The organism is Pseudomonas sp. BR20 (assembly GCF_050780135.1).
Lineage (GTDB): Bacteria > Pseudomonadota > Gammaproteobacteria > Pseudomonadales > Pseudomonadaceae > Aquipseudomonas.
This window is the reverse complement of record NZ_CP172012.1, coordinates 2,111,535-2,131,413: the sequence shown is the minus strand read 5'-3', so window position 1 is coordinate 2,131,413 and position 19,879 is coordinate 2,111,535. Positions and strand designations below refer to the sequence as shown.

24 protein-coding genes are annotated in these 19,879 nt (G+C 60.7%); 12 read left to right on the top strand and 12 right to left on the bottom strand.

Annotated elements, in window-relative coordinates:
* Window positions 1-14 precede the first annotated feature (14 nt).
* Window positions 15-896 carry a LysR substrate-binding domain-containing protein gene (locus ACHPFG_RS09690; RefSeq protein WP_131699519.1) on the top strand — a complete coding sequence of 294 codons (882 nt, stop codon included), beginning with the start codon at window positions 15-17 and terminating at the stop codon, window positions 894-896.
* On the opposite strand, the gene ACHPFG_RS09685 is transcribed toward ACHPFG_RS09690, so the two are convergent.
* Window positions 886-1,635 (bottom strand): sulfite exporter TauE/SafE family protein, encoded by a 750-nt coding sequence (locus ACHPFG_RS09685; RefSeq protein ID WP_131699520.1) that lies wholly within the window; start codon window positions 1,633-1,635, stop codon window positions 886-888. The genes ACHPFG_RS09690 and ACHPFG_RS09685 overlap by 11 nt on opposite strands.
* 108 nt (window positions 1,636-1,743) lie before the next feature.
* Here ACHPFG_RS09685 and ACHPFG_RS09680 point away from each other — a divergent pair, with 108 nt between their 5' ends.
* The 4 genes from ACHPFG_RS09680 (at window position 1,744) to ACHPFG_RS09665 (ending at window position 4,929) form a co-directional block, all read left to right on the top strand.
* Entirely contained in the window at window positions 1,744-2,694 is a 951-nt protein-coding gene (locus ACHPFG_RS09680; protein WP_431702239.1) for a LysR family transcriptional regulator, read from the top strand.
* A gap of 81 nt (window positions 2,695-2,775) precedes the next feature.
* Window positions 2,776-3,228, top strand: a complete 453-nt coding sequence (locus ACHPFG_RS09675; protein WP_431702238.1) for a MarR family winged helix-turn-helix transcriptional regulator — start codon at window positions 2,776-2,778, stop codon at window positions 3,226-3,228.
* A 237-nt stretch (window positions 3,229-3,465) separates the two neighbouring features.
* On the top strand, window positions 3,466-3,885 hold the full coding sequence (locus ACHPFG_RS09670) for an organic hydroperoxide resistance protein (protein ID WP_034126737.1): 420 nt from the start codon (window positions 3,466-3,468) through the stop codon (window positions 3,883-3,885).
* A 27-nt stretch (window positions 3,886-3,912) separates the two neighbouring features.
* Entirely contained in the window at window positions 3,913-4,929 is a 1,017-nt protein-coding gene (locus tag ACHPFG_RS09665; RefSeq protein ID WP_431702237.1) for an alpha/beta hydrolase, read from the top strand.
* 64 nt (window positions 4,930-4,993) lie between these two features.
* Here ACHPFG_RS09665 and ACHPFG_RS09660 read toward each other — a convergent pair whose 3' ends face one another.
* Complete coding sequence (locus tag ACHPFG_RS09660; protein WP_003172723.1) at window positions 4,994-5,566, bottom strand: elongation factor P; 573 nt, start codon at window positions 5,564-5,566, stop codon at window positions 4,994-4,996.
* A gap of 49 nt (window positions 5,567-5,615) precedes the next feature.
* Window positions 5,616-6,749: an elongation factor P maturation arginine rhamnosyltransferase EarP gene (gene earP, locus ACHPFG_RS09655; RefSeq protein WP_431702235.1), complete on the bottom strand. Its 1,134-nt coding sequence runs from the start codon at window positions 6,747-6,749 to the stop codon at window positions 5,616-5,618.
* Between the two features lie 132 nt (window positions 6,750-6,881).
* Here earP and ACHPFG_RS09650 point away from each other — a divergent pair, with 132 nt between their 5' ends.
* Window positions 6,882-7,250, top strand: a complete 369-nt coding sequence (locus ACHPFG_RS09650) for a hypothetical protein (protein WP_431702234.1) — start codon at window positions 6,882-6,884, stop codon at window positions 7,248-7,250.
* Between the two features lie 5 nt (window positions 7,251-7,255).
* Window positions 7,256-7,738, top strand: coding sequence for a GreA/GreB family elongation factor (locus tag ACHPFG_RS09645; RefSeq protein WP_431702233.1), 483 nt, complete (start codon window positions 7,256-7,258; stop codon window positions 7,736-7,738).
* A gap of 5 nt (window positions 7,739-7,743) precedes the next feature.
* On the opposite strand, the gene cysB is transcribed toward ACHPFG_RS09645, so the two are convergent.
* From cysB to ACHPFG_RS09620, 5 genes are all read right to left on the bottom strand, one after another.
* Entirely contained in the window at window positions 7,744-8,718 is a 975-nt protein-coding gene (gene cysB, locus ACHPFG_RS09640) for an HTH-type transcriptional regulator CysB (RefSeq protein WP_003189876.1), read from the bottom strand.
* A 104-nt stretch (window positions 8,719-8,822) separates the two neighbouring features.
* A complete protein-coding gene (locus tag ACHPFG_RS09635) occupies window positions 8,823-9,323 on the bottom strand; it encodes a universal stress protein (protein ID WP_431702232.1) in 501 nt (166 codons plus the stop codon).
* A gap of 53 nt (window positions 9,324-9,376) precedes the next feature.
* Complete coding sequence (locus tag ACHPFG_RS09630; protein ID WP_431702231.1) at window positions 9,377-10,294, bottom strand: 5'-nucleotidase; 918 nt, start codon at window positions 10,292-10,294, stop codon at window positions 9,377-9,379.
* A gap of 15 nt (window positions 10,295-10,309) precedes the next feature.
* A complete protein-coding gene (locus tag ACHPFG_RS09625) occupies window positions 10,310-11,272 on the bottom strand; it encodes a putative 2-dehydropantoate 2-reductase (RefSeq protein ID WP_431702230.1) in 963 nt (320 codons plus the stop codon).
* Window positions 11,269-11,655, bottom strand: a complete 387-nt coding sequence (locus ACHPFG_RS09620; RefSeq protein WP_131699530.1) for a thioredoxin — start codon at window positions 11,653-11,655, stop codon at window positions 11,269-11,271. Before ACHPFG_RS09620 ends, ACHPFG_RS09625 begins: the two co-directional genes overlap by 4 nt.
* On the opposite strand from ACHPFG_RS09620, the gene ACHPFG_RS09615 reads away from it, so the two are divergent.
* Window positions 11,654-12,088, top strand: a complete 435-nt coding sequence (locus ACHPFG_RS09615) for a PilZ domain-containing protein (RefSeq protein ID WP_131699531.1) — start codon at window positions 11,654-11,656, stop codon at window positions 12,086-12,088. The genes ACHPFG_RS09620 and ACHPFG_RS09615 overlap by 2 nt on opposite strands.
* Window positions 12,089-12,218: 130 nt before the next feature.
* Entirely contained in the window at window positions 12,219-13,295 is a 1,077-nt protein-coding gene (locus ACHPFG_RS09610) for a 3-deoxy-7-phosphoheptulonate synthase (protein ID WP_053130701.1), read from the top strand.
* A 72-nt stretch (window positions 13,296-13,367) separates the two neighbouring features.
* Here ACHPFG_RS09610 and ACHPFG_RS09605 read toward each other — a convergent pair whose 3' ends face one another.
* Window positions 13,368-13,649: a GNAT family N-acetyltransferase gene (locus ACHPFG_RS09605; protein ID WP_027606976.1), complete on the bottom strand. Its 282-nt coding sequence runs from the start codon at window positions 13,647-13,649 to the stop codon at window positions 13,368-13,370.
* Window positions 13,650-14,258: 609 nt separating this feature from the next.
* Here ACHPFG_RS09605 and oprI point away from each other — a divergent pair.
* Window positions 14,259-14,510 carry an outer membrane lipoprotei OprI gene (oprI, locus tag ACHPFG_RS09600; protein WP_003172710.1) on the top strand — a complete coding sequence of 84 codons (252 nt, stop codon included), beginning with the start codon at window positions 14,259-14,261 and terminating at the stop codon, window positions 14,508-14,510.
* Between the two features lie 135 nt (window positions 14,511-14,645).
* Here oprI and ACHPFG_RS09595 read toward each other — a convergent pair whose 3' ends face one another.
* From ACHPFG_RS09595 to ACHPFG_RS09585, 3 genes are all read right to left on the bottom strand, one after another.
* Window positions 14,646-15,614, bottom strand: a complete 969-nt coding sequence (locus tag ACHPFG_RS09595) for a L,D-transpeptidase family protein (protein ID WP_027606975.1) — start codon at window positions 15,612-15,614, stop codon at window positions 14,646-14,648.
* A gap of 72 nt (window positions 15,615-15,686) precedes the next feature.
* On the bottom strand, window positions 15,687-15,980 hold the full coding sequence (locus ACHPFG_RS09590) for a hypothetical protein (protein WP_003172705.1): 294 nt from the start codon (window positions 15,978-15,980) through the stop codon (window positions 15,687-15,689).
* Between the two features lie 58 nt (window positions 15,981-16,038).
* The gene (locus tag ACHPFG_RS09585) at window positions 16,039-16,644 is read right to left on the bottom strand and encodes an arylesterase (protein WP_131699533.1); all 606 of its coding nucleotides are present in this window, start codon (window positions 16,642-16,644) and stop codon (window positions 16,039-16,041) included.
* A 10-nt stretch (window positions 16,645-16,654) separates the two neighbouring features.
* On the opposite strand from ACHPFG_RS09585, the gene ACHPFG_RS09580 reads away from it, so the two are divergent.
* On the top strand, window positions 16,655-17,338 hold the full coding sequence (locus tag ACHPFG_RS09580; RefSeq protein ID WP_016972350.1) for an ABC transporter ATP-binding protein: 684 nt from the start codon (window positions 16,655-16,657) through the stop codon (window positions 17,336-17,338).
* Entirely contained in the window at window positions 17,338-19,848 is a 2,511-nt protein-coding gene (locus ACHPFG_RS09575) for an ABC transporter permease (RefSeq protein ID WP_131699534.1), read from the top strand. Before ACHPFG_RS09580 ends, ACHPFG_RS09575 begins: the two co-directional genes overlap by 1 nt.
* Window positions 19,849-19,879: the final 31 nt, after the last annotated feature.

Below are 19,879 nucleotides of genomic sequence, written 5' to 3'. Positions count from 1 at the left end.
AACGAATGTTTCTTATGCAACACATCTCGGAGATTGATCAATTGTCCGGCTACCCGAGCATCGACACTGAAGTGCTGCGCACCTTCGTCGCCATCGCCGACCAGGGCGGTTTCACCCGCGCCGGTGAACTGGTTAACCGCACCCAATCGGCGGTGAGCATGCAGATGAAGCGTCTGGAAGAAGACGTGTTGCAGCGCAAGCTGTTCGAGCGCGATGGCAGGCAGGTGCGGCTGACGCCCGAGGGCCAGGTGTTGCTAGGTTATGCGCGGCGCATCCTGAAGCTCCACAGCGAGGTGTTCAACACCCTGCGCGAGCCGCATATGGTGGGGTTGGTACGTATCGGTACGCCGGACGACTACGTGATGCGTTTCCTTCCTGGGATCCTCAAGCGGTTCTCCAAGGCCTACCCGCTGATCCAGATCGAGCTGCATTGCGAATCGTCAACGGTGCTGATGCAGCGACGGGATCTGGCGCTGACCGTTATCAGCCGCGAGCCTGGCAAGGAAATCGGCGAGCTTTTGCGCACAGAGCGCATGGTATGGGCAGCGGCGCCATGTTTTTGCGTGGAAGAGCACGATGCCGTGCCCCTGGCGGTGTCCGGTGCCGACTGCGTGTACACGCAGTGGACCCAGGCCGCACTGGATGCAACCGGGCGGGATTATCGCCTGGCGTATCACAGCACCAACGTGGCGGCGATCCTGGCAGTGGTGAGTGCCGGCCTGGCTGCCATGATCTGCATGGAAAGCCTGGTGACTGAAGACTTGCGCGTACTCGGCAGCGACGAGGGTTTCCCAGCGCTGCCCTCGATGAATCTGCACTTGCTGCGCAATCCGCAAATGACCTCGCCCATCACCGAATGCCTGGCCGAATACATCGTCGAAGGCTTCAGACTTTAAACGTCAGCATCACCGCACACACCACCAGGAAGCCGCAAAACAGGCCGCGCAAGACACGCTCCGGCAACGCATGGGCAACCTTCACGCCCCAACTGATACTGAGCAGGCCGCCGACGGCGAGCGGCACGCCGATCATCCAGTCCACCTCGTGGTGCCAGGCATAGGTGACCAACGTCACACCCGTGCTGGGCAACGCCAAGGCCAGGGACAACCCTTGGGCGACGACCTGGGTGGTGCCGAACAGGCTGGTGAGCACGGGAGTGGCCACCACCGCGCCGCCAACCCCGAACAAACCGCCCATGGAACCGGACGCCGCGCCCAACACGCCAAGCCAAGGCCAGGAGTAACGCATGTGTGCCGTCGGCGGCGCATTCCGCGTGAACATGCGCAGCAGGTTGTAAGCCGAAAGCGTCAGCAGGAACACAATAAAGCCGATGCGCATGGCACCTGCGTCGAGCCCCACGGCCCAGATCGAACCGAGCCAGGCAAAGCTGAACCCCATGATGCCCAAGGGCAGCGCGTGCCGCAGTTCGATGCGATTGCGCTGGTGGTAACGCCACAGGGCGAGCATCACGTTCGGCACCACCATGACCAGCGCCGTGCCTTGGGCAAGTTGTTGGTCCAGGCCGAACCATACGCCGAGTACCGGGATCGCAATCAACCCACCGCCAATACCAAACAGGCCACCCACCGTGCCGAGGGCCACGCCCAATACCAGGTACACCGCTAAATCCAACACCGCTCGCTACTCCCCATTCTCAAGACCTGCATGCTACGCAGTCGACTCTGGCGCGGAAACGCACAGCAACGCACAATGGCTATGCCAATCTCGCATAAGCGCGCATCGATGAATCCCAATACGCTGACCGATCAACTGAGCCTGTTTCTCGATGTACTGGAAACGGGCAGCTTTTCCGCCGCAGCTCGTCGCCATCCGCTGACACCCTCGGCGGTGGCGCGGCGCATCGACAGCCTGGAAAGCTCCGTGGGCAGCCGCTTGTTCCAGCGCAGCACCCACGCGGTGGTGCCGACCCCGGCGGGCCTGGCCTTCGCTGAACGGGCACGGCGGATTGTCAGCGAGTTGCAACTGGCACGGGCGGAAGCCGTTTCCCTGAGTCATGCGCCGGAAGGGCTGATTCGCGTGGATGCACCGGCAGCGTTCGGTCGCCGGCACCTGGCGCCGGTGATTGCCGACTTCTTGAACGTTTACCCCGGATTGGATGTGCACCTGCATCTGATCGACAGTTTTGTCGATATGCAGGGCGCGCACTTGGGCAAGGTCGACTTGGTGCTGCGCGCCGGGCATATCGTCGATACACGGCTGATCGCCACGCCCCTGGCCAGTATCGTGCGCATCGCCTGCGCCAGCCCGGCCTACCTGAAAGGCCGTGGCACCCCGGCCCACCCCCGCGAATTGAGCGAGCATGACGGCCTGGACTGGGACGGCCTGGCGCCGATGTTCGCGTGGCGCTTTGAGTTGGACGGACGACGTGCAACGCATCGCCCGCGGCGCATCCGCATGAGCGCCAACAACGCTGAAGCGCTGCTATCGGGCGCTCTCGCCGGGCTGGGCATCGCCCATCTTCCCACCTGGCTCGCCAGTGAATACCTGGTGCGCGGGGAATTGCTGCCGCTGTTTTGCGAGAACGGCCTGCCCAGCCCGGAGACCACCGGGATCTACGCACTGCGGCTGGAACAGCAGCCCAATGCGCGCAGCCGCTTGTTGCTGGAATACCTCAAGTCCCGATTCAGCCCCGTGCCGCCTTGGGATCTGGCCCTGCAAAGCGGGTTGGTCTGACCGCTGGGACAGAATTATCTGGCGCATTAAAGATTTGCCCGCTAGATTCCAGCGTAGACACGCTTTTTTTGAGGCACCACCATGAGCAAAAATCCCAACGCGTGCGATTCCCTGTTGCTGGACAATCAACTGTGTTTCGCCCTGCACTCCACATCGCTGCTGATGACCAAGGTCTACAAACCACTGCTGCAAGCCCTCGGTCTGACCTACCCGCAGTACCTGGCCATGATGGTGCTGTGGGAAGAAGATGGTTTGACCGTCGGCGAAATCAGCAGCCGCCTGCTGACCGACCCAGGCTCCCTGACGCCACTGCTCAAGCGCCTGGAAGCCGAAGGCCTGCTCAGCCGCACCCGCAGCCGTGAAGATGAGCGCGTGGTGGTGGTGGAACTGACCGGCGCTGGGCGTGCCTTGCAGGAAAAGGCCATGGGTATTCCACAGTGCATTCTCGGCGCCAGCGGTTTGGAGCTGGACCAATTGCGCAAGCTGCAGGCTGACTTGCTCGCGTTGCGGGGCAACCTGCAGAACGCGATCTAAACACAGCAAAACACTCAACATGTGGGAGGGGGCTTGCTCCCGATGACGGTTTATCAGTCGACGAATCTTTTGACTGAAACACCGCTATCGCGAGCAAGCCCCCTCCCACATTGGTTTGCAGCGACTGAAAAAATATTTATACATTTATCTTGCGCGCAAAACATTAGCGCTATACATTTGCCTCACCAACTACTTAGCGCACAAAACTTTAGCGCTAAAAACCAAGAGGACGACACCATGCAAACGCTCTATACCGCAGTAGCCACCGCCACCGGCGGCCGTGATGGTCGCGCTGTTTCCAGCGACAACATCCTCGACGTCAAACTCTCCACCCCCAAAGAATTGGGCGGGGCCGGCGGCCAGGCCACCAACCCGGAACAACTGTTCGCCGCCGGTTACTCGGCCTGCTTTATCGGCGCCCTGAAATTCGTCGCCAGCCAGACCAAACGCAAAATCCCGGATGATGCCTCGATCACTGCCCACGTCGGCATCGGCCAGATCCCTGGTGGTTTCGGCCTGGATATCGACCTGCACGTCAGCCTCCCAGGCCTGGCCCAGGACGACGCGCAAAGCCTGGTCGACGCCGCTCACCAAGTCTGCCCGTACTCCAACGCCACCCGTGGCAACGTCGATGTGCGCCTGCACGTAACCGTCTAACCCCTGCCGATGTCACTGGAGAAGAACATGAACACATTTGCCAAAGTGCTGACCGGCAGCCTGCTCGCCCTGTCCGTCACTCACGCTTTCGCCGCCAATGGCGACGTTGAACACAACACCCAGGCCTTCCTGGATGTGTTGAACGCCGGCACCGGCAAACCGATGGAACAACTGACGCCCAAGGAAGCCCGCGCCGTACTGACGGGTGCCCAGGCCGGTGTGAAGTTGATCCTGCCCAAGGCGGACGTGAGCCAGAAGACCATTCAGGTCGATGGCCAGCCGCTGGACCTGACCATCGTGCGGCCAGCCGGGGTCAAGGGCACATTGCCGGTGTTTATGTTCTTTCACGGCGGCGGCTGGGTCTTGGGGGATTACCCGACTCACGAGCGCCTGGTGCGCGATCTGGTGGTGGGTTCGGGAGCCGTGGCGGTCTTCGTCAACTACACGCCTTCACCGGAAGCGCACTACCCGGTGGCGATCAACCAGGCCTACGGCGCAACCAAGTGGGTCGCCGAGCATGGCAAGGACATCAACGTCGACGGCAAACGCCTGGCGGTCGCGGGCAATAGTGTCGGCGGCAATATGGCAGCTGTCGTCAGCCTGATGGCGAAGGACAAGGGCACACCCGCGATCAAGTTCCAGTTGCTGTTGTGGCCGGTGACCGATGCCAACTTCGAGACGGCGTCCTACAACCAGTACGCCGAAGGGCACTTCCTCACCAGGAACATGATGAAGTGGTTCTGGGACAACTACACCACCGACGCCAACCAGCGGGCCGAGATCTACGCCTCGCCATTGCGGGCGACCACCGATCAGCTCAAGGGCTTGCCGCCCGCGCTGATTCAGACTGCCGGTGCCGATGTATTGCGTGACGAAGGCGAAGCCTATGCGCGCAAGCTCGACCAGGCCGGGGTTCCCGTGACGGCCGTGCGCTATAACGGCATGATCCACGACTACGGTTTGCTCAATGTGGTCAGCCAGGTACCAGCCGTGCGTTCGGCCTTGCTGCAGGCATCGGACGAGCTGAAGCAGCACCTGAAGTAAAAAGCAGCGCTCACGAAAAAGCCCGACGCAAGGTCGGGCTTTTTTCGTATCGGCGAGGCCAGAATTACTTCTTGGCGCGACCTTTGTACGAACCACCTTCGCGGGTGTCGATCTCGATCAGGTCGTCGATTTCGATGAAATCGGCTACTTGCAGTTCGGTACCGTTGCTCAGTTTGGCAGGCTTCATCACTTTGCCCGAAGTGTCGCCGCGAGCGGAACCTTCGGTGTAGGCAACCTTACGCACGATAGTGGTCGGCAGCTCTACGGAAACCAGGCGCTCTTCGAAGAAAATAGCTTCGCAGACGTCTTCCATGCCTTCTTCGATGAACGGCAGAACAGCTTCGATATCTTCAGCGTTCAGCTCGTACATGGTGTAGTCGGTGGTGTCCATGAACGTGTAGGTGTCGCCGCTGATGAAGGACAGGGTCGCTTCTTTGCGGTCGAGGATCACGTCATCCAGTTTGTCATCGGCGCTGTAGACGATCTCGGTCTTGTAACCGGTCAGCAGGTTCTTCAGCTTGGTCTTCATGATTGCGCTGTTACGACCAGACTTGGTGAACTCAGCTTTCTGAACCAGCCAAGGGTCGTTTTCGAGACGGATCACTGTACCGGGTTTCAGTTCTTTACCAGTTTTCATTGCGTATATCCGAAATTTGGATGGGATTTACAAAAATCAAGGTCGCGTATCATATCCAACTTTCATAAAACTGTACCAGCGCCGTCGCAAGATCTGCCTGCAAGCCCTGTTCCAGACACCACGTCTGCGCGTGCTGACTCAACTCAGGCCAGTGCTCCAGCAGCATTTTCCACGGTTGTGCCATATCGCCATCAGTGTTCCAGGCTTGCCAGAGTTCAACCAGGGCAGCCTTTGCGGCCGGCGACAGGGCGGCGGTGTACAGGTCGAGGAAGGCATCGAGCTTGTCCAGATGGATGTCTTCGTCCTGGCGATAGATATGCCACAACAGCGGCCGCCCGGCCCATTGGGCGCGCACGAACGAGTCTTCGCCGCGTACGGCGTTGAAGTCGCAACACCACAGCAGGCGGTCATATTGCTCCTGGCGCACAAACGGCAGCACCTGCACAGTCAGGGCGTCGCGCTGATGCAGGTCCCCCACCGACAGGCCTTCGACACCGAGCCAATGCTGCACATCCCCGAGGATGCGCCCTTCAGGGACCAAGAGATGAGTGGCATGCCCGTCGGTCGAGAGTACGTCCAACCAACTGGCCAGCCCAGCGTTTTCGTAGGCGAACAATGAGATCAGCCGCACACCCGCTGCCGGAAACACACCCAACGCTTGCAGGAATTGCCGCTGCGCAGCGGCATCCTGTTGAAACGCCTGACGCTGTTCCAGCAACCCTGCCTCGCGTAACAGCCCCCCCGTGCCGGGTCGGAATCCCGGAAAAAAGAAGTACTTCTGCACGCCCTTGAACTTCACCGACGGCAACCGATGACACCCCACCACCCAGTCTTCGGCACTGAGGTAATCCAGGTTCATCCACAACGGCGTGCGTTCACGCGCGGCCATGGCTTCCATGTAATCAGGCGGCAACTGGCAGGCGAAGGCGGCGATCACCACATCGGCTGCCGGGGCGCTCGACCACACGGACGGCCAATGGCGCACATCGACACCCTCTTGCCATTGCTGGTCAAGACGCACATCAATCTCGGGACACATACGCTCGAAGGCGCGCAGGTCGTCGACCCACAAGCGCACCTCGCACCCCTGCTCTGCCACCAATTGCCGGGCCAGGCGCCAGGTCACGCCAATGTCGCCGTAGTTATCGACGACGCTGCAAAAAATATCCCAGCGGGCTTTCATTCCGGGCTCCAACGTTCAAAGGCTCGATTGTCCGCATAAATGCGCCGATGCAGAAGGCTTGATCGCGATTATTCTGCACAGTGGCTGTGCGACAATCGCCGCCATGCCGTTAATGCCTGCCAGGAGGCCATCATGTCTGATCGCTCGTTGTCGCTGCCCAAGCTCACGCTCGCCATTGCCCTGGGGGTGTGGATGGGGTTTATCGCCATTGCACTGACCACGTGGCTGGCGTCGCGCTATCTGTTCCCGCAAAGCCTGGCGCCCGTAGCCCAGGCCGTTCAGCAACTGGGTAAACCTGCACCGGCTGCGCCGGAGCCGCCGAACCGTATGTTCGAGCAGTACCAACAGAACCTGCAGAAGCAGGAACAACAGCAGGCCCTGGACCAGGCCCGCAACAACGCACGCAACCTGTCCAACCCAAAATGCCAGTTCTGGCTTCAGCAGGACCAGAACGCACCGAATGAAAAGACCCGGGCCAATGTCCTGCAATTCTGCGATTGATGACCATGAATAAACACGCTGTTCACCAGCTGATCCTGGAAAAGCTCACCGCCGACCTCGACATCGCCCGGCGCGCCGCGCAGACCGCCTACGAAACCGCGACCCACGAAGAAAATATCGCCGAGAACAAATACGACACCCTCGGGCTGGAGGCGTCTTATCTGGCAGCCGGACAAGCCAAGCGCGTCGAGGAAATCAAGCAGGCGCTGGTGCTGTGCCAGAACCTTCCACTGCATGGGTACGATGATCAACGTGGCATAGAAGTCGGCGCACTGCTGGGCCTGGAAGACGAGAACGGCCGCCAGCAGTGGCTGTTCCTGGCACCGGATGCAGCGGGTTTGAAGGTGGACGTGGTCGGGCAACCGGTGACCGTCATCACCCCACGCTCACCCTTGGGCAAAAGCCTTCTGGGCAAGTTCGAAGGGGATGAGGTGGAGATTCTGGTGGCAGGCGCCCGGCAACACTTTACGGTTACCGAGGCCAAATAACCCCCTTAATGGACGGGCAATTCCACGCCGTCGAACAGCTCTTCCAGTTCCTGTTTGTTGTGGCACTGGATTGCCTTGGCCATGACTTCACGGGTCAGGTGCGGCGCGAACTTCTCGATGAAGTCGCACATGAAACCCCGCAGGAAGGTGCCACGACGGAAGCCGATCTTGGTCACGCTGGACTCGAACAGCTCGCTGGCATCGAGCACCACCAAGTCTTTATCGAGGTTGGTATCGACCGCCATCTTGGCAACGATACCCACGCCCAGGCCCAGGCGAACATAGGTCTTGATGACGTCGGCGTCGGCGGCGGTGAACACCACTTTCGGCGTCAGGCCCCGATGGCTGAAGGCTTCGTCGAGCTTGGAGCGGCCGGTGAAACCGAAGACGTAGGTCACGATCGGGTATTCGGCCAGGGCTTCCAGGGTCAGCTTCGGCAACTTGGCCAATGGGTGGCCTTGGGGCACGACGACGCAACGGTTCCAGCGATAGCACGGCATCATCACCAGGTCACCGAACAGCTCCAGGGCTTCGGTGGCGATGGCGAAATCGACGGTGCCGTCAGCGGCCATCTCGGCGATCTGCATCGGTGAACCCTGGTGCATGTGCAGCGCGACGTCCGGGTATTGCTTGATAAAATCACGGATTACCGGCGGCAACGCATAACGCGCCTGGGTGTGGGTAGTGGCAATCGACAGGGTGCCTTTCTTCTCGTTGGAGAACTCCTGGGCGATCTGCTTGATGCTCTCGACTTTGCGCAGAATCTCGCCGGCGGTGGTGATGATGCGCTCACCGGCCGGGGTGACACGGGTGAGGTGCTTGCCGCTGCGTGCGAACACTTCGACGCCCAACTCGTCTTCGAGCAGGCGGATCTGCTTGCTGATACCCGGTTGCGAAGTGTAAAGGCTTTGAGCGGTAGCGGAAACGTTGAGGTCGTGGTGCGCCACTTCCCAGATGTAGCGCAGTTGTTGAAGCTTCATATGTATCCCTCAAAGCAGGTAGACGCCATGGGTATCAGCGACGGCATATAACTATATTAAAGGTTGGACGGATAAATCTAGAACTTTTTATCATTTTCTACCCGTCACACGTCATCACTGCGTCGACGCTGTAACGAAGGCACCAGGTAAACCGGCACGGTAGACAGCTGCAGCACCCGTGCAGCGGTGCGCCCAAGCGGTGTGGCGGCCGCCGTGGCATGGCTGTGGCTGCCGACGATCAACAGGTCTACGGACAGCTTGCGCAACTGCTCGAGTATCACTTCGCACGGGTCGCCCTGGATCACCCGTACCGAGCGAATCAGCTCCAGGTCTTGCCCCCCATCCCCCAACTCTTCGCGAAAACTGTCCAGCACCCGCTGCTCGATGGTCGCCATGACAGTGGTCAGCCCCTGGCTCTGCCATTCACTCAAGGCCTTCTCATCAAGGTAGCTCTGCAACACCGATTCGGCGAACAACCCGATAGGCTCGACCACATGAATCACATCCAGGTCAGCCTTGAACGTTCGCGCCAGCGCCAGTGCATGTTGCATCACATACGGCGCGTACAGACCAAGGTCCGTGGCGTACAGCATCGAACGAATCATAAAACCTCCCGGACGGCCAGGATGGAGGAGATTGAATGAGCTTAGCAGCGCCCCTAAGTCTCGGCCTGAATCCTCACCTCGTTACTGATGCCATGGGGTACATGCCCGGTGGCCACCACCTCCCTGGCTTTCTCGCAGTGACCGGCCTGGTCATCGAAAAACACATCAGCGGCAAACGCTTCCAGGAATGCGGACTTTTCCAGGCCGCCGAGAAACAGTGACTCATCCAGTCGGATGTCCCACTCACGCAAGGTCCGAATCACGCGCTCGTGAGAAGGCGCCGAACGGGCGGTGACCAAGGCTGTGCGGATCGGGCAGGCCTCGTCTGGAAACTCACGCTGCAACAAGTTGAGTGCCGCCAGGAACCCCTTGAAGGGACCGCCGTGCAAAGGTTGCCGCGCCGACTCGCGCTCGCTGGCCTGGAACGCCGCCAACCCGCCGGCCTGGTACACGCGTTCCGACTCATCGGAGAACAGCACCGCGTCACCGTCAAAGGCGATGCGCAGTTCCTCGCTGGACGCCCGGCGCGCACCGCCCGACAGAATCGTCGCGGCGGCAAAGCCGGCATCGAGGGCACTGCGTACATCTTCAGCATGGGTGGAAAGAAACAGATGGCAGCCAAACGCAGCTAAATAAGGATAAGGACTACGTCCGCCTACGAAAGCGGCACGGGAAATATCCAGGCCGTAGTGCTGAATCGAGTTGAATACACGCAGGCCTGTGTCGGCACTGTTACGCGATACCAGTACCACCTCGACCCGAGCACGGCCCAGGCTGGCATTGAGGCTCAGCAGCTTCTTGACCAGCGGAAAGGCGTCACCGGGCTCAAGGATCTCTTCCTCGTGTTCGATCTGATATTTACGGTAGGCCTCCACCCCTTGGGCCAGGTAGACCTTGTGGCTGTCGCTCAGGTCGAACAGCGCCCGCGAAGAAATCGCCAGCACCAGTTTGTCGCCCAATCCCTTTGCCATGGTACGTCCCCCGAATCAGCGGTTATGCCGATCAATAAAACTCAAGGCCTGGTACAGCGCCTGCATTCGCGGTAATTCGCAACCCGCGGCCTTGGCGGCAGCAAGCGGTCGCGCATAGATCGCCGCCAGTTCCAGCGGGCGTTTGTGCACATGGTCGTGGTACATGCTGGGCAGGTAATCGTCCATGGTTTCCGTCATGGCGAACATCTGCTCGGCGTAACTGCCGGGAATTTCATGGCCACAGGCATGGGCGCCCTGCACCACTTCGGCCATCAGCGCCTGGATCAGCTCACGGCTGGATTCGTCCGCCATCATCGCCGTGGTGCCCGTGCCCAGCAACACCGAGAGGCCGTTGTAGGGCACGTTCCACACCAGCTTGTGCCAGCGGGCCTGATGCACATTGGCCATGGCTTGGGATTCGATGCCGGCCTTATGAAACAACGCAGCGCCGGCTTCGACAATAGCCTTCTGGCAGCTCTCATCGTTGGCCGCCATGCCGCTGTGGTAGCCCAGGTTGACCCGGCCCAATGCCTGATGTTCGACGACGCCAGGTGCAGAGCGGTGTACGCCGATGTAGCACAGCCCGCCCAGTAGATGCAGCGATGGCGGCAGGTGTTCACGCAGACTGTCTTCGACATCCAGGCCGTTTTGCAGCAACACCACCTTGGCGTCCGGCGCTGCGACCTGGGCGAGGGTCGGGGCCAGCTCGACATTGCCCGTGGACTTGGTGCCCACCAGCAGCCAGTCGCACGGCGGCATGTCCGCGGCACGGGCGTAGGCCTGCACCGGGTGCAGCAGCAGGTTGCCATGCACACTGCTATTAACGCGCAGACCGTGCTCGCTGACCGCCGCGTATTCGCTGCGCAGCAGGAAGTGCACGTCGAAGCCCGCGCGTGCCAGCATCACTCCATAGAAGCCACCAATGGCGCCGGTTCCGATAATGCCGATACGTGGCGTCTGGGGTGCAAGTGCAGTCATGGCAAATCCTCCGGGGTGCGGGTAAGCGCTATTTTTACTGCTTCGCAGGTGTCAGCAGGCGTAAGACGCGTCTGTATCTGCCCGAAGAATTGACCCTCGCACACCACAAACAACGCCGGCAAATGAAAGATCTGGTAGCGTTCGACCGCACCGCCGTTGTGCCCGGCATCCACCCAGCACACGCGGTCCACCGGCAAACGCCAGCCCGGCAATTGCTGGCGCGCCCAACGGCAACTGGAACACCCCACGCTGGTGAACACCACCAGCGAAATACCTGGCAATCCCAGCAATTGCTGGTCAATATCCAGGTCGGTCAATTCCAGTTCCTTCACTATACTGCTGCCACCGCCGTCAACTGGACGGTGCTCGGAGTCCGTGTACATGGGTCGTTTTTTACCTCACCCTGATGATGTCGCTGTCGAGTTAATCCAACGCCCCTCTCCTGCCATCCCCCGCCAACGCCTGCTCACTATCGGCCTGGGCGGCGTCGCCTGCAATTGGCCCCGCGCGTGGCGCCAGGGCACGGCCGTTGATCTGCTCATTCCCTCCCTGGGCGCCAGCGCCCGCTATCCAGGTTATGTGGCGTGGTGTCGCAAGGTGGAAAACGGCTACCGCGTGGGCATTTCGTTTACCGATGAACATGCGTTGTTCGGTGCGCGAATGGGTGAGCAAGCATGCCGGATAGAGCGCTACTGCCGCCAGCATGAAGATGCCGAACCGACCCCGCAGCAACTCGAAGCCCTGGCCCGTGAGTGGGTGGCGCGCCATGCGGGCGAGTTCTCCCATGAGACATTTGTGCGACCAGCGCGGGATTAAAGCGGGCTTTGCCCATTGTCGCGGGCCCGTGTTACGCGCTAAGGTTCCTCCCCCCTGTATTCCAATCATGCTGTGCCCGCCGCACGGGGATGGCTGGCGGCCGGCACCCGTGACCCTGGCGAGTAACACGATGGCTGATTTACCGATCAATGACCTAAACGTCGAATCCAACGAGACCCTGATCACACCCGATCAGCTCAAGCGCGAAATCCCTTTAAGCGACGCTGCCCTGCAGACCGTCACCAAGGGCCGCGAAGTCATCCGTGACATTCTCGATGGCACCGACCACCGCCTCTTCGTCGTGATCGGGCCTTGCTCGATCCACGACCTCAAGGCTGCTCACGAATACGCCGAGCGCCTAAAAGTACTGGCGGCAGAAGTGTCCGACACCTTGTACCTGGTGATGCGCGTCTATTTCGAGAAACCGCGTACCACCGTCGGCTGGAAAGGCTTGATCAACGACCCGTACCTGGACGACTCGTTCAAGATCCAGGACGGTTTGCACATCGGTCGGAAATTGCTGCTGGACCTGGCAGAAATGGGCCTGCCCACCGCAACCGAAGCCCTCGACCCGATCTCCCCGCAGTACCTGCAGGACCTGATCAGCTGGTCGGCCATCGGCGCGCGCACCACCGAGTCGCAGACCCACCGCGAAATGGCATCCGGCCTGTCTTCGGCCGTAGGCTTCAAGAACGGCACCGACGGCGGCCTGACCGTGGCGATCAACGCGCTGCAATCGGTCTCCAGTCCTCACCGTTTCCTGGGGATCAACCAGGAAGGCGGCGTCTCCATCGTTACCACCAAGGGCAATGCCTACGGTCACGTGGTGTTGCGCGGCGGCAATGGCAAGCCCAACTATGACTCGGTCAGCGTTGCGCTCTGCGAGCAGGCGCTGAACAAGGCCAAGATCAAGCCGAATATCATGGTCGACTGCAGCCACGCCAACTCCAACAAGGACCCGGCCCTGCAGCCGCTGGTGATGGAAAACGTTGCCAACCAGATCCTCGAAGGCAACCAGTCGATTATCGGCCTGATGGTCGAGAGCCACCTGAACTGGGGTTGCCAGGCGATTCCAAAGGACCTGGCCGACTTGCAGTACGGTGTATCGATCACCGATGCCTGCATCGACTGGTCCGCCACCGAAAACACCCTGCGCAGTATGCACGCCAAGCTCAAGGACGTATTGCCGAAACGCAAACGCACCTGAACCTGTATCTGAAGTATGCGCACACAAAAACGCCGGGCTGAGCCCGGCGTTTTTCATCCTGCGTTTTATGCCTCAAAGCTTCGCGGCATGGCGCTGATGGCGTTCCATGTAGCGTTCGACATAGGAACACGACGGGATCACCGTGTAGCCTTGCTCTTCGGCAAACTTCAACGCTTCCTCGGTCAACGCAGCTGCAATGCCACGGCCGCGCAGTGCGTTGGGCACGAAGGTCCGATAGATGTCCAGGGTCTGCTTCCCGAGGTCCATATAGGTCAGATAGGCACGATGACCGTCCACATTGGTCTCGAACTGATGACCAGCCTGGTCATGGTGGATGGACAACGCCTCGCTCATCACTACTCCTCGCGGGTCTTGGATTCTGACCCCTACCTTACCGATGTTTTTCCGGCGAAGGAACATCTACGCCACCCCGTGCCGGTTTCGACAACGAGAAAACCTTGAGCGCTCACAACCAGCACGTAGGGAATAGTAGGCACCAATCCTGTAATTGCTCAAGGCGTACCCGTCATCCCTGCCGCTGGTGGATATAGAAAGGGCCTCGATCAACCGGTGACCGAAAGCCTGAACATTGCCGGCAGTTGAACCTTGAGACGAACAGGCGCTCTTAAAGTCACCTCTACATGCACAAAAGATGCGGAGCGTGGTAAAGGCCAGCCAAACGAAAGTGTCAGCCTCGATATATAAAATTTCATCTATTTACAAGGCTTAACACATGCGGGCCGGCCCTCTCAGCCTGGGTCCAACCTCTGTCAGACTGCAAAAAACTGTACGGTTTTTATACAAATGTCCAAAAGATTAGCCAAAATAGATTCGGCACGAGAATTTTTTTTGCTTCTTGCGCTACGTCAGTTTACTTACTACAAGTAATGGGTAGTATGTACGCCGGCTATTAGCTCACTCTGAGAGTAGCCATTTAATAGAAAGTCCTTGAAGGGGAACACGATGAACAACGTTCTGAAATTCTCTGCTCTGGCTCTGGCCGCAGTTCTGGCTACCGGTTGCAGCAGCGTCTCCAAAGAAACCGAAGCTCGTCTGACTGCAACTGAAGACGCAGCAGCTCGCTCCCAGGCCCGTGCAGACGAAGCCTACCGTAAAGCTGATGAAGCTCTGGCTGCTGCTCAAAAAGCACAACAGACTGCTGACGAAGCTAACGAGCGCGCTCTGCGCATGCTTGAAAAAGCTAGCCGCAAGTAATAATCCCTCGGGATTGTTATCAAGCCGATCCATTCTTGGATCGGCTTTTTTATTGCCTGCGATTCGACTCTCGATTACAGACAATAAAAAGCCCGCCGCAGCGCAATGCTGCAGCGGGCTGTTGATGGAGCAGGCTTACTGCTGCAAATCAATCGGCGCGCTGGAGGCAATCGGTGCAGCACCTGGCACACCGATCTCGGTTGGCAGGCCATCTTCCGCCGCAACCACATCACGCACCTGATCCCAGTTCACCCGCAGGTTATTGGCCAGATCTTCACGCTTGAGCAAGGCGTTGATCACTGCCGTGTGCTTGTCGACCACCGACGGCGTGCCGTCGTCGTTCAAGGGCGTATGCGCTTCGAGGTAGACCTTGCCGCCGCTGCTGCCGAACTTGTAGGCATCGTTGATGATGCGCACCGACGTCCCCACCGGGACCATACCGGCCATTTCCAGCACGTTGTTGTTGAACATGCGGAAGCAGCCGTGGCTGGTACGGGTGCCGATGCCGAACTTCATGTTGGAACCGTGGATCAGGTAACCCGGCGTCCCCAGGGTGAACTTGAACGGCCCCAGAGGGTTGTCCGGGCCGGCCGGCACCACATTGGGCAACGGGTCGCCGTTGGCGGCGTGCTCGGCCTTGATCGAGGCCGGCGGCGTCCAGGTCGGGTTCGGCGTCTTAGCGATGATGCTGGTGTGAGCAATGGGCGAGCCCCAGCCTTCACGACCAATCCCAAGCGGGAAGGTGTAGACCACGTCCTGTCCCTTGGGGAAGTAGTAGAGCCGATATTCCGCCAGATTGATCACAATGCCCTCACGGGGGCCCGGCGGCAGAATGAAGCGCGTCGGCAGGACGATCTCGGTCCCCGCCCCCGGCAACCAGGCATCGACGCCCGGATTGGCCGCGACCATTTCCGAATAGCCCAGGTCGTAGGTGGTGCCCAGGTCGGCAAAGGTGTCTTCGTACTTGGCCTTGATCACCTGGACCTGACCGACGATGTCTTCACCGGGTGGAGGCAAGGGCAACTGCAAGGCGGCGGCAGGGCCGGCCGCACACAAGGCAGCAAGAGACAGGCAGCAGGTGACGACGGAAAGGCGCGACAACATCCGGAAAATCCTTCGCAGAACGACGGGAGGTAAAAATCGATTGTATACGTGAAGCGGGCTTCTAGCTGCCCCCTACAACTCGAAACGCAACTCGGGCCAGATTGGCGGCGTGCCACGCTTCTGCGACTCCAGGATCGCCCGGCACAAAGGGCACAGGCGCTGGTCCTGGAAAATCGAACGGTCGACCAGGGACCAGCGCGGCTGCGCCGGCAATAACGTACCGCACAGGGTCCGATCGATGGAGCCGCCCAGTTCCAATTGACGCGTCACCAGATGCACCCGCACTTCCTGGCAGGCGAACAGATCCAGCTGTTCGTCCGGCTCGATCAGTTGGTAGTTAAACAGGGACCAGGCAGGACGCGACATCGGGGGCTCCAGATCGGGGGGGCGCCACCTTAGCCGAAAGCCTGCCGGTAGAAAAGCGTCATAGCAGCGGTTTTAGCGTCGGCCAGACATTTTCCAGCAATTTGCCCTGGGCGCCGACCGCCGGGTGCAGTTGATCCGCCTGCATCAGCTCCGGATTCCCCCCCACGCCTTCAAGGAAAAACGGTACCAGCGGGACGTTTTTTTCCTTGGCCAGCACGCCATAGACTTCGGCAAACGCCGTGGTATATCGCGGGCCATAATTGGGTGGCAACTGCATACCCAGCAACAAGACTTTGGCACCGCCGGCCTTGGACTGGTCGATCATCGACGCAAGATTTTGTTTCAATTGCGCAGGCGGCTGCCCGCGCAAGCCATCGTTGCCCCCCAACTCAATCACCACCACGTCCGGCTTATGCTCTGCAAGCGCCGCCGGCAGCCGCGCCAGGCCTCCGGCACTGGTGTCGCCGCTGATGGAGGCGTTGACCACCTTATCGTCGAAACCCTCCTTCTTGAGCCGTTGTTCCAGCAGTGCCACCCACCCCTTGCGGGTATCCAGGCCGAAACCGGCACTGATACTATCGCCAACGATCAGGACTGTACCCGCCGCTGCGTTCTGGGCCATGCACATCAAGGCCAGGCCAGCACTCAAAAACCACATTCGCATCGGATTCTCCATGGGCGCAAGCATTCTCACCGCGCGGAACCTCAGCAAAGTGGTTCCCAGCGCGGAAGGTGAACTGACTATCCTGCACGAACTGAGCCTGGAACTGAACAAGGGCGATAGCCTGGCTATCGTCGGCAGCTCCGGTTCCGGTAAATCCACCCTCCTCGGCCTGCTGGCCGGCCTCGACCTGCCCAGCAGCGGAGAAGTCACCCTCGCCGGCCAGGCGCTCAGCACCCTCGACGAAGACCAACGGGCGCGCATCCGCGCCGAACACGTGGGCTTTGTGTTCCAGTCGTTCCAACTGCTCGACAGCCTCAATGCGCTGGAGAACGTCATGCTGCCGCTGGAGCTGGATGGCCGCAAAGACGCCCGCGAACGCGCCAAACACCTGCTGGAGCGCGTGGGCCTCGGCCAACGCCTGACCCACTCACCACGCCAGCTTTCCGGGGGCGAACAGCAACGGGTGGCGATTGCCCGCGCCTTCGCCGCCGAACCGGACGTGCTGTTTGCCGATGAGCCCACCGGCAACCTCGACAGTCACACCGGCGAGCGCATCAGCGACCTGCTGTTCGAGCTCAATAAAGAAAGCGGCACGACCCTGGTGTTGGTTACCCATGACGAGCGCCTGGCTCATCGTTGCCGACGCCTGATCCGCCTTGAAGCCGGCCTGATGGTCGCCCCCCTGGAGCCTTGATGGCACGTTTGCCGCTGTTGCGCCTGTTCAGCCTTGCCCTGCGCCAATTACTGCGCGATGCCCGCGCCGGCGAATTGCGTGTGTTGTTCTTCGCCCTGTTGGTGGCCGTGGCCGCGAGTACCGCTATCGGTTATTTCGGTGCCCGCCTCAACGGCGCCATGCTGTTACGCGCCACCGAGTTCCTCGGCGCCGACCTGGTACTCGAAGGCAGCTCACCGGCCCGCCCCGAACAAATCAGATCCGGGACCGAACTGGGCCTGGATCACGCCCGTGTGGTTGAGTTCTCCAGCGTCATCGCCACCGACAACGGCATTCAGCTTTCCAGCATCAAGGCCGTGAACGAGCAGTACCCGCTGCGGGGCGAGTTGAAGAGTGCCGCTGCGCCTTTTGGCGATGAAACCCCAGGCGGCGGACCGAAACCGGGTGAAGCCTGGGTAGAGGCGCGACTGTTGACGGCGCTGGACCTGAAAGTCGGCGACAGTATCGATGTGGGTATGAAGACCTTGCGCCTGGCACGCGTACTGACCTACGAACCGGATCGTGCCGGCAACTTCTATAGCCTGACGCCCAGGGTGATGATCAACCTGGCGGACCTGGACGCCACCGGCGTAGTCCAGCCAGGCAGTCGCGTCAGCTACCGCGAGTTGTGGCGTGGACCACAGGCCAGCACTGCGCTGCAAACCTATCGTGACCTGATCAAGCCGGGGCTCGCCGCCAACCAGCGTCTTCAGGACTCACGGGACGGCAACCAGCAGATCGGTGGCGCCCTTGGCAAAGCCGAGCGCTACCTGAACATGGCCAGCCTGGTGGCTGTGCTGTTGGCCGGTGTGGCCGTGGCCCTGTCGGCCAACCGTTTTGCCACCCGCCGTTTCGACGCCAGTGCGTTGCTACGTTGCCTTGGGTTGTCGCGACTCGAGGCCATGTTGCTGTTCAGCCTGCAATTGAGCGTACTGGGGTTGCTGGCGAGCCTGGCCGGCGCCCTGCTCGGTTGGCTGGCACAGTTTGGCCTGTTCTATTTCCTGCACGACCTGCTGCCGGCGGATGTTCCCCCAGGCGGGCTGTTGCCGGCAGTCGCCGGGATCGGCACCGGGCTGGTCGCTCTCGCGGGTTTCGCCCTGCCACCACTGGCCGCACTCGGTCGCGTACCACCTCTGCGCGTGTTGAGGCGCGACCTGCTGCCTATCCCGTCCAGCACCTGGATGGTCTACGGCGCTGCGCTGTTCGCCCTGGGCCTGATCATGTGGCGCCTGAGCCTCGACCTGGTGCTGACCTTCGCCCTGCTGGGCGGCGGCGTGGTCGCCGCGCTGGTTCTGGGTGGATTGCTTTTGCTGCTGCTGCAGAGCCTGCGACGCCTGTTGGCCCGAGCGTCCCTGCCGTGGCGCCTGGGCCTGGGCCAATTGCTGCGCCACCCGCTGGCGGCGGCGGGCCAGTCCCTGGCGTTCGGCCTGATCCTGTTGTCCATGGGCTTGATCGCCCTGCTGCGCGGCGAATTGCTGGACACCTGGCAAAACCAGTTGCCCAAGGACGCACCTAACTATTTCGCCCTGAATATCCTGCCGGCCGATAAGGACGCCTTTGGCGCCCGCCTGCTGGAAGTGCAGGCGCAATCAGCGCCGCTGTACCCGGTGGTGCCAGGGCGATTGATCAGTATCAATGGCGAACCCGTGCAGGAAATAGTCAGCAAGGACTCCAGTGGTGACCGCGCGGTACAACGCGACTTGAGCCTGACCTGGGCCGCCGACCTGCCGCCGGGCAATACCCTGACCGAAGGCTCATGGTGGTCGCAACAACCCACCGATGGAATTCCTGGAGTCTCGGTAGAAGCCAAGGTCGCGCAAAGCCTCAAGCTCAAGTTGAACGATCACCTGGTGTTCACCATCGCCGGGGAAAACCGTGAGGCACGGGTCGCCAGCCTGCGAACCATCAACTGGGATAACTTCCAGCCGAACTTCTTCATGATTTTCCAACCGGGTACCTTGACGGACCTGCCGGCCACCTACCTGACCAGCTTCTACCTCGCGCCAGGGCATGATCAGCAGATCGTTGATCTGTCCCGCGCCTTTCCGGCGGTGACCATCCTGCAGGTCGAGGCGCTGCTGGAGCAGCTGCGCAGCATCCTCGCCCAAGTGACCCTGGCAGTGGAATACGTGTTGTTGTTTGTACTTGCCGCGGGGATGGCCGTACTGTTCTCCGGCCTGCAGGCCACATTGGATGAGCGCATTCGCCAAGGCGCACTGCTGCGAGCACTGGGCGCAGAGCGCAAGCTGCTGGTCAAGGCGCGGCGTATCGAGTTCGGCTTGCTGGGCGCAGTCAGTGGCTTGCTGGCAGCGCTGGGTACCGAGTTGGTGACGTGGGTGCTGTATCGCTATGCCTTCGACCTGGCCTGGCACCCGCACCCCTGGCTATTGCTGCTGCCTGTGGTCGGCGCCGTATTGATCGGCGGTGCCGGGGTGTTCGGCACACGCCGTGCGCTGAATGCAAGCCCGCTGACGGTATTGCGCGAGGGCTGAGCGGTCAACGGCCCGCCTCCCTTGCGGGGTG

Bases quoted from the DNA above. Each gene is read 5' to 3' on its own strand.
- ACHPFG_RS09575 (WP_131699534.1), top strand. From the start codon at position 17,338: ATGGCACGTTTGCCGCTGTTGCGCCTGTTCAGCCTTGCCCTGCGCCAA.
- earP (WP_431702235.1), bottom strand. From the start codon at position 6,749: ATGAAAGCCCGCTGGGATATTTTTTGCAGCGTCGTCGATAACTACGGC.
- ACHPFG_RS09670 (WP_034126737.1), top strand. From the start codon at position 3,466: ATGCAAACGCTCTATACCGCAGTAGCCACCGCCACCGGCGGCCGTGAT.
- ACHPFG_RS09675 (WP_431702238.1), top strand. From the start codon at position 2,776: ATGAGCAAAAATCCCAACGCGTGCGATTCCCTGTTGCTGGACAATCAA.
- ACHPFG_RS09580 (WP_016972350.1), top strand. From the start codon at position 16,655: ATGGGCGCAAGCATTCTCACCGCGCGGAACCTCAGCAAAGTGGTTCCC.
- ACHPFG_RS09635 (WP_431702232.1), bottom strand. From the start codon at position 9,323: ATGATTCGTTCGATGCTGTACGCCACGGACCTTGGTCTGTACGCGCCG.
- ACHPFG_RS09610 (WP_053130701.1), top strand. From the start codon at position 12,219: ATGGCTGATTTACCGATCAATGACCTAAACGTCGAATCCAACGAGACC.
- ACHPFG_RS09690 (WP_131699519.1), top strand. From the start codon at position 15: ATGCAACACATCTCGGAGATTGATCAATTGTCCGGCTACCCGAGCATC.
- ACHPFG_RS09620 (WP_131699530.1), bottom strand. From the start codon at position 11,655: ATGTACACGGACTCCGAGCACCGTCCAGTTGACGGCGGTGGCAGCAGT.
- ACHPFG_RS09585 (WP_131699533.1), bottom strand. From the start codon at position 16,644: ATGCGAATGTGGTTTTTGAGTGCTGGCCTGGCCTTGATGTGCATGGCC.
- ACHPFG_RS09605 (WP_027606976.1), bottom strand. From the start codon at position 13,649: ATGAGCGAGGCGTTGTCCATCCACCATGACCAGGCTGGTCATCAGTTC.
- ACHPFG_RS09625 (WP_431702230.1), bottom strand. From the start codon at position 11,272: ATGACTGCACTTGCACCCCAGACGCCACGTATCGGCATTATCGGAACC.
- cysB (WP_003189876.1), bottom strand. From the start codon at position 8,718: ATGAAGCTTCAACAACTGCGCTACATCTGGGAAGTGGCGCACCACGAC.
- ACHPFG_RS09680 (WP_431702239.1), top strand. From the start codon at position 1,744: ATGAATCCCAATACGCTGACCGATCAACTGAGCCTGTTTCTCGATGTA.
- ACHPFG_RS09665 (WP_431702237.1), top strand. From the start codon at position 3,913: ATGAACACATTTGCCAAAGTGCTGACCGGCAGCCTGCTCGCCCTGTCC.
- ACHPFG_RS09615 (WP_131699531.1), top strand. From the start codon at position 11,654: ATGGGTCGTTTTTTACCTCACCCTGATGATGTCGCTGTCGAGTTAATC.
- ACHPFG_RS09595 (WP_027606975.1), bottom strand. From the start codon at position 15,614: ATGTTGTCGCGCCTTTCCGTCGTCACCTGCTGCCTGTCTCTTGCTGCC.
- ACHPFG_RS09590 (WP_003172705.1), bottom strand. From the start codon at position 15,980: ATGTCGCGTCCTGCCTGGTCCCTGTTTAACTACCAACTGATCGAGCCG.
- ACHPFG_RS09645 (WP_431702233.1), top strand. From the start codon at position 7,256: ATGAATAAACACGCTGTTCACCAGCTGATCCTGGAAAAGCTCACCGCC.
- ACHPFG_RS09650 (WP_431702234.1), top strand. From the start codon at position 6,882: ATGTCTGATCGCTCGTTGTCGCTGCCCAAGCTCACGCTCGCCATTGCC.
- ACHPFG_RS09660 (WP_003172723.1), bottom strand. From the start codon at position 5,566: ATGAAAACTGGTAAAGAACTGAAACCCGGTACAGTGATCCGTCTCGAA.
- ACHPFG_RS09630 (WP_431702231.1), bottom strand. From the start codon at position 10,294: ATGGCAAAGGGATTGGGCGACAAACTGGTGCTGGCGATTTCTTCGCGG.
- oprI (WP_003172710.1), top strand. From the start codon at position 14,259: ATGAACAACGTTCTGAAATTCTCTGCTCTGGCTCTGGCCGCAGTTCTG.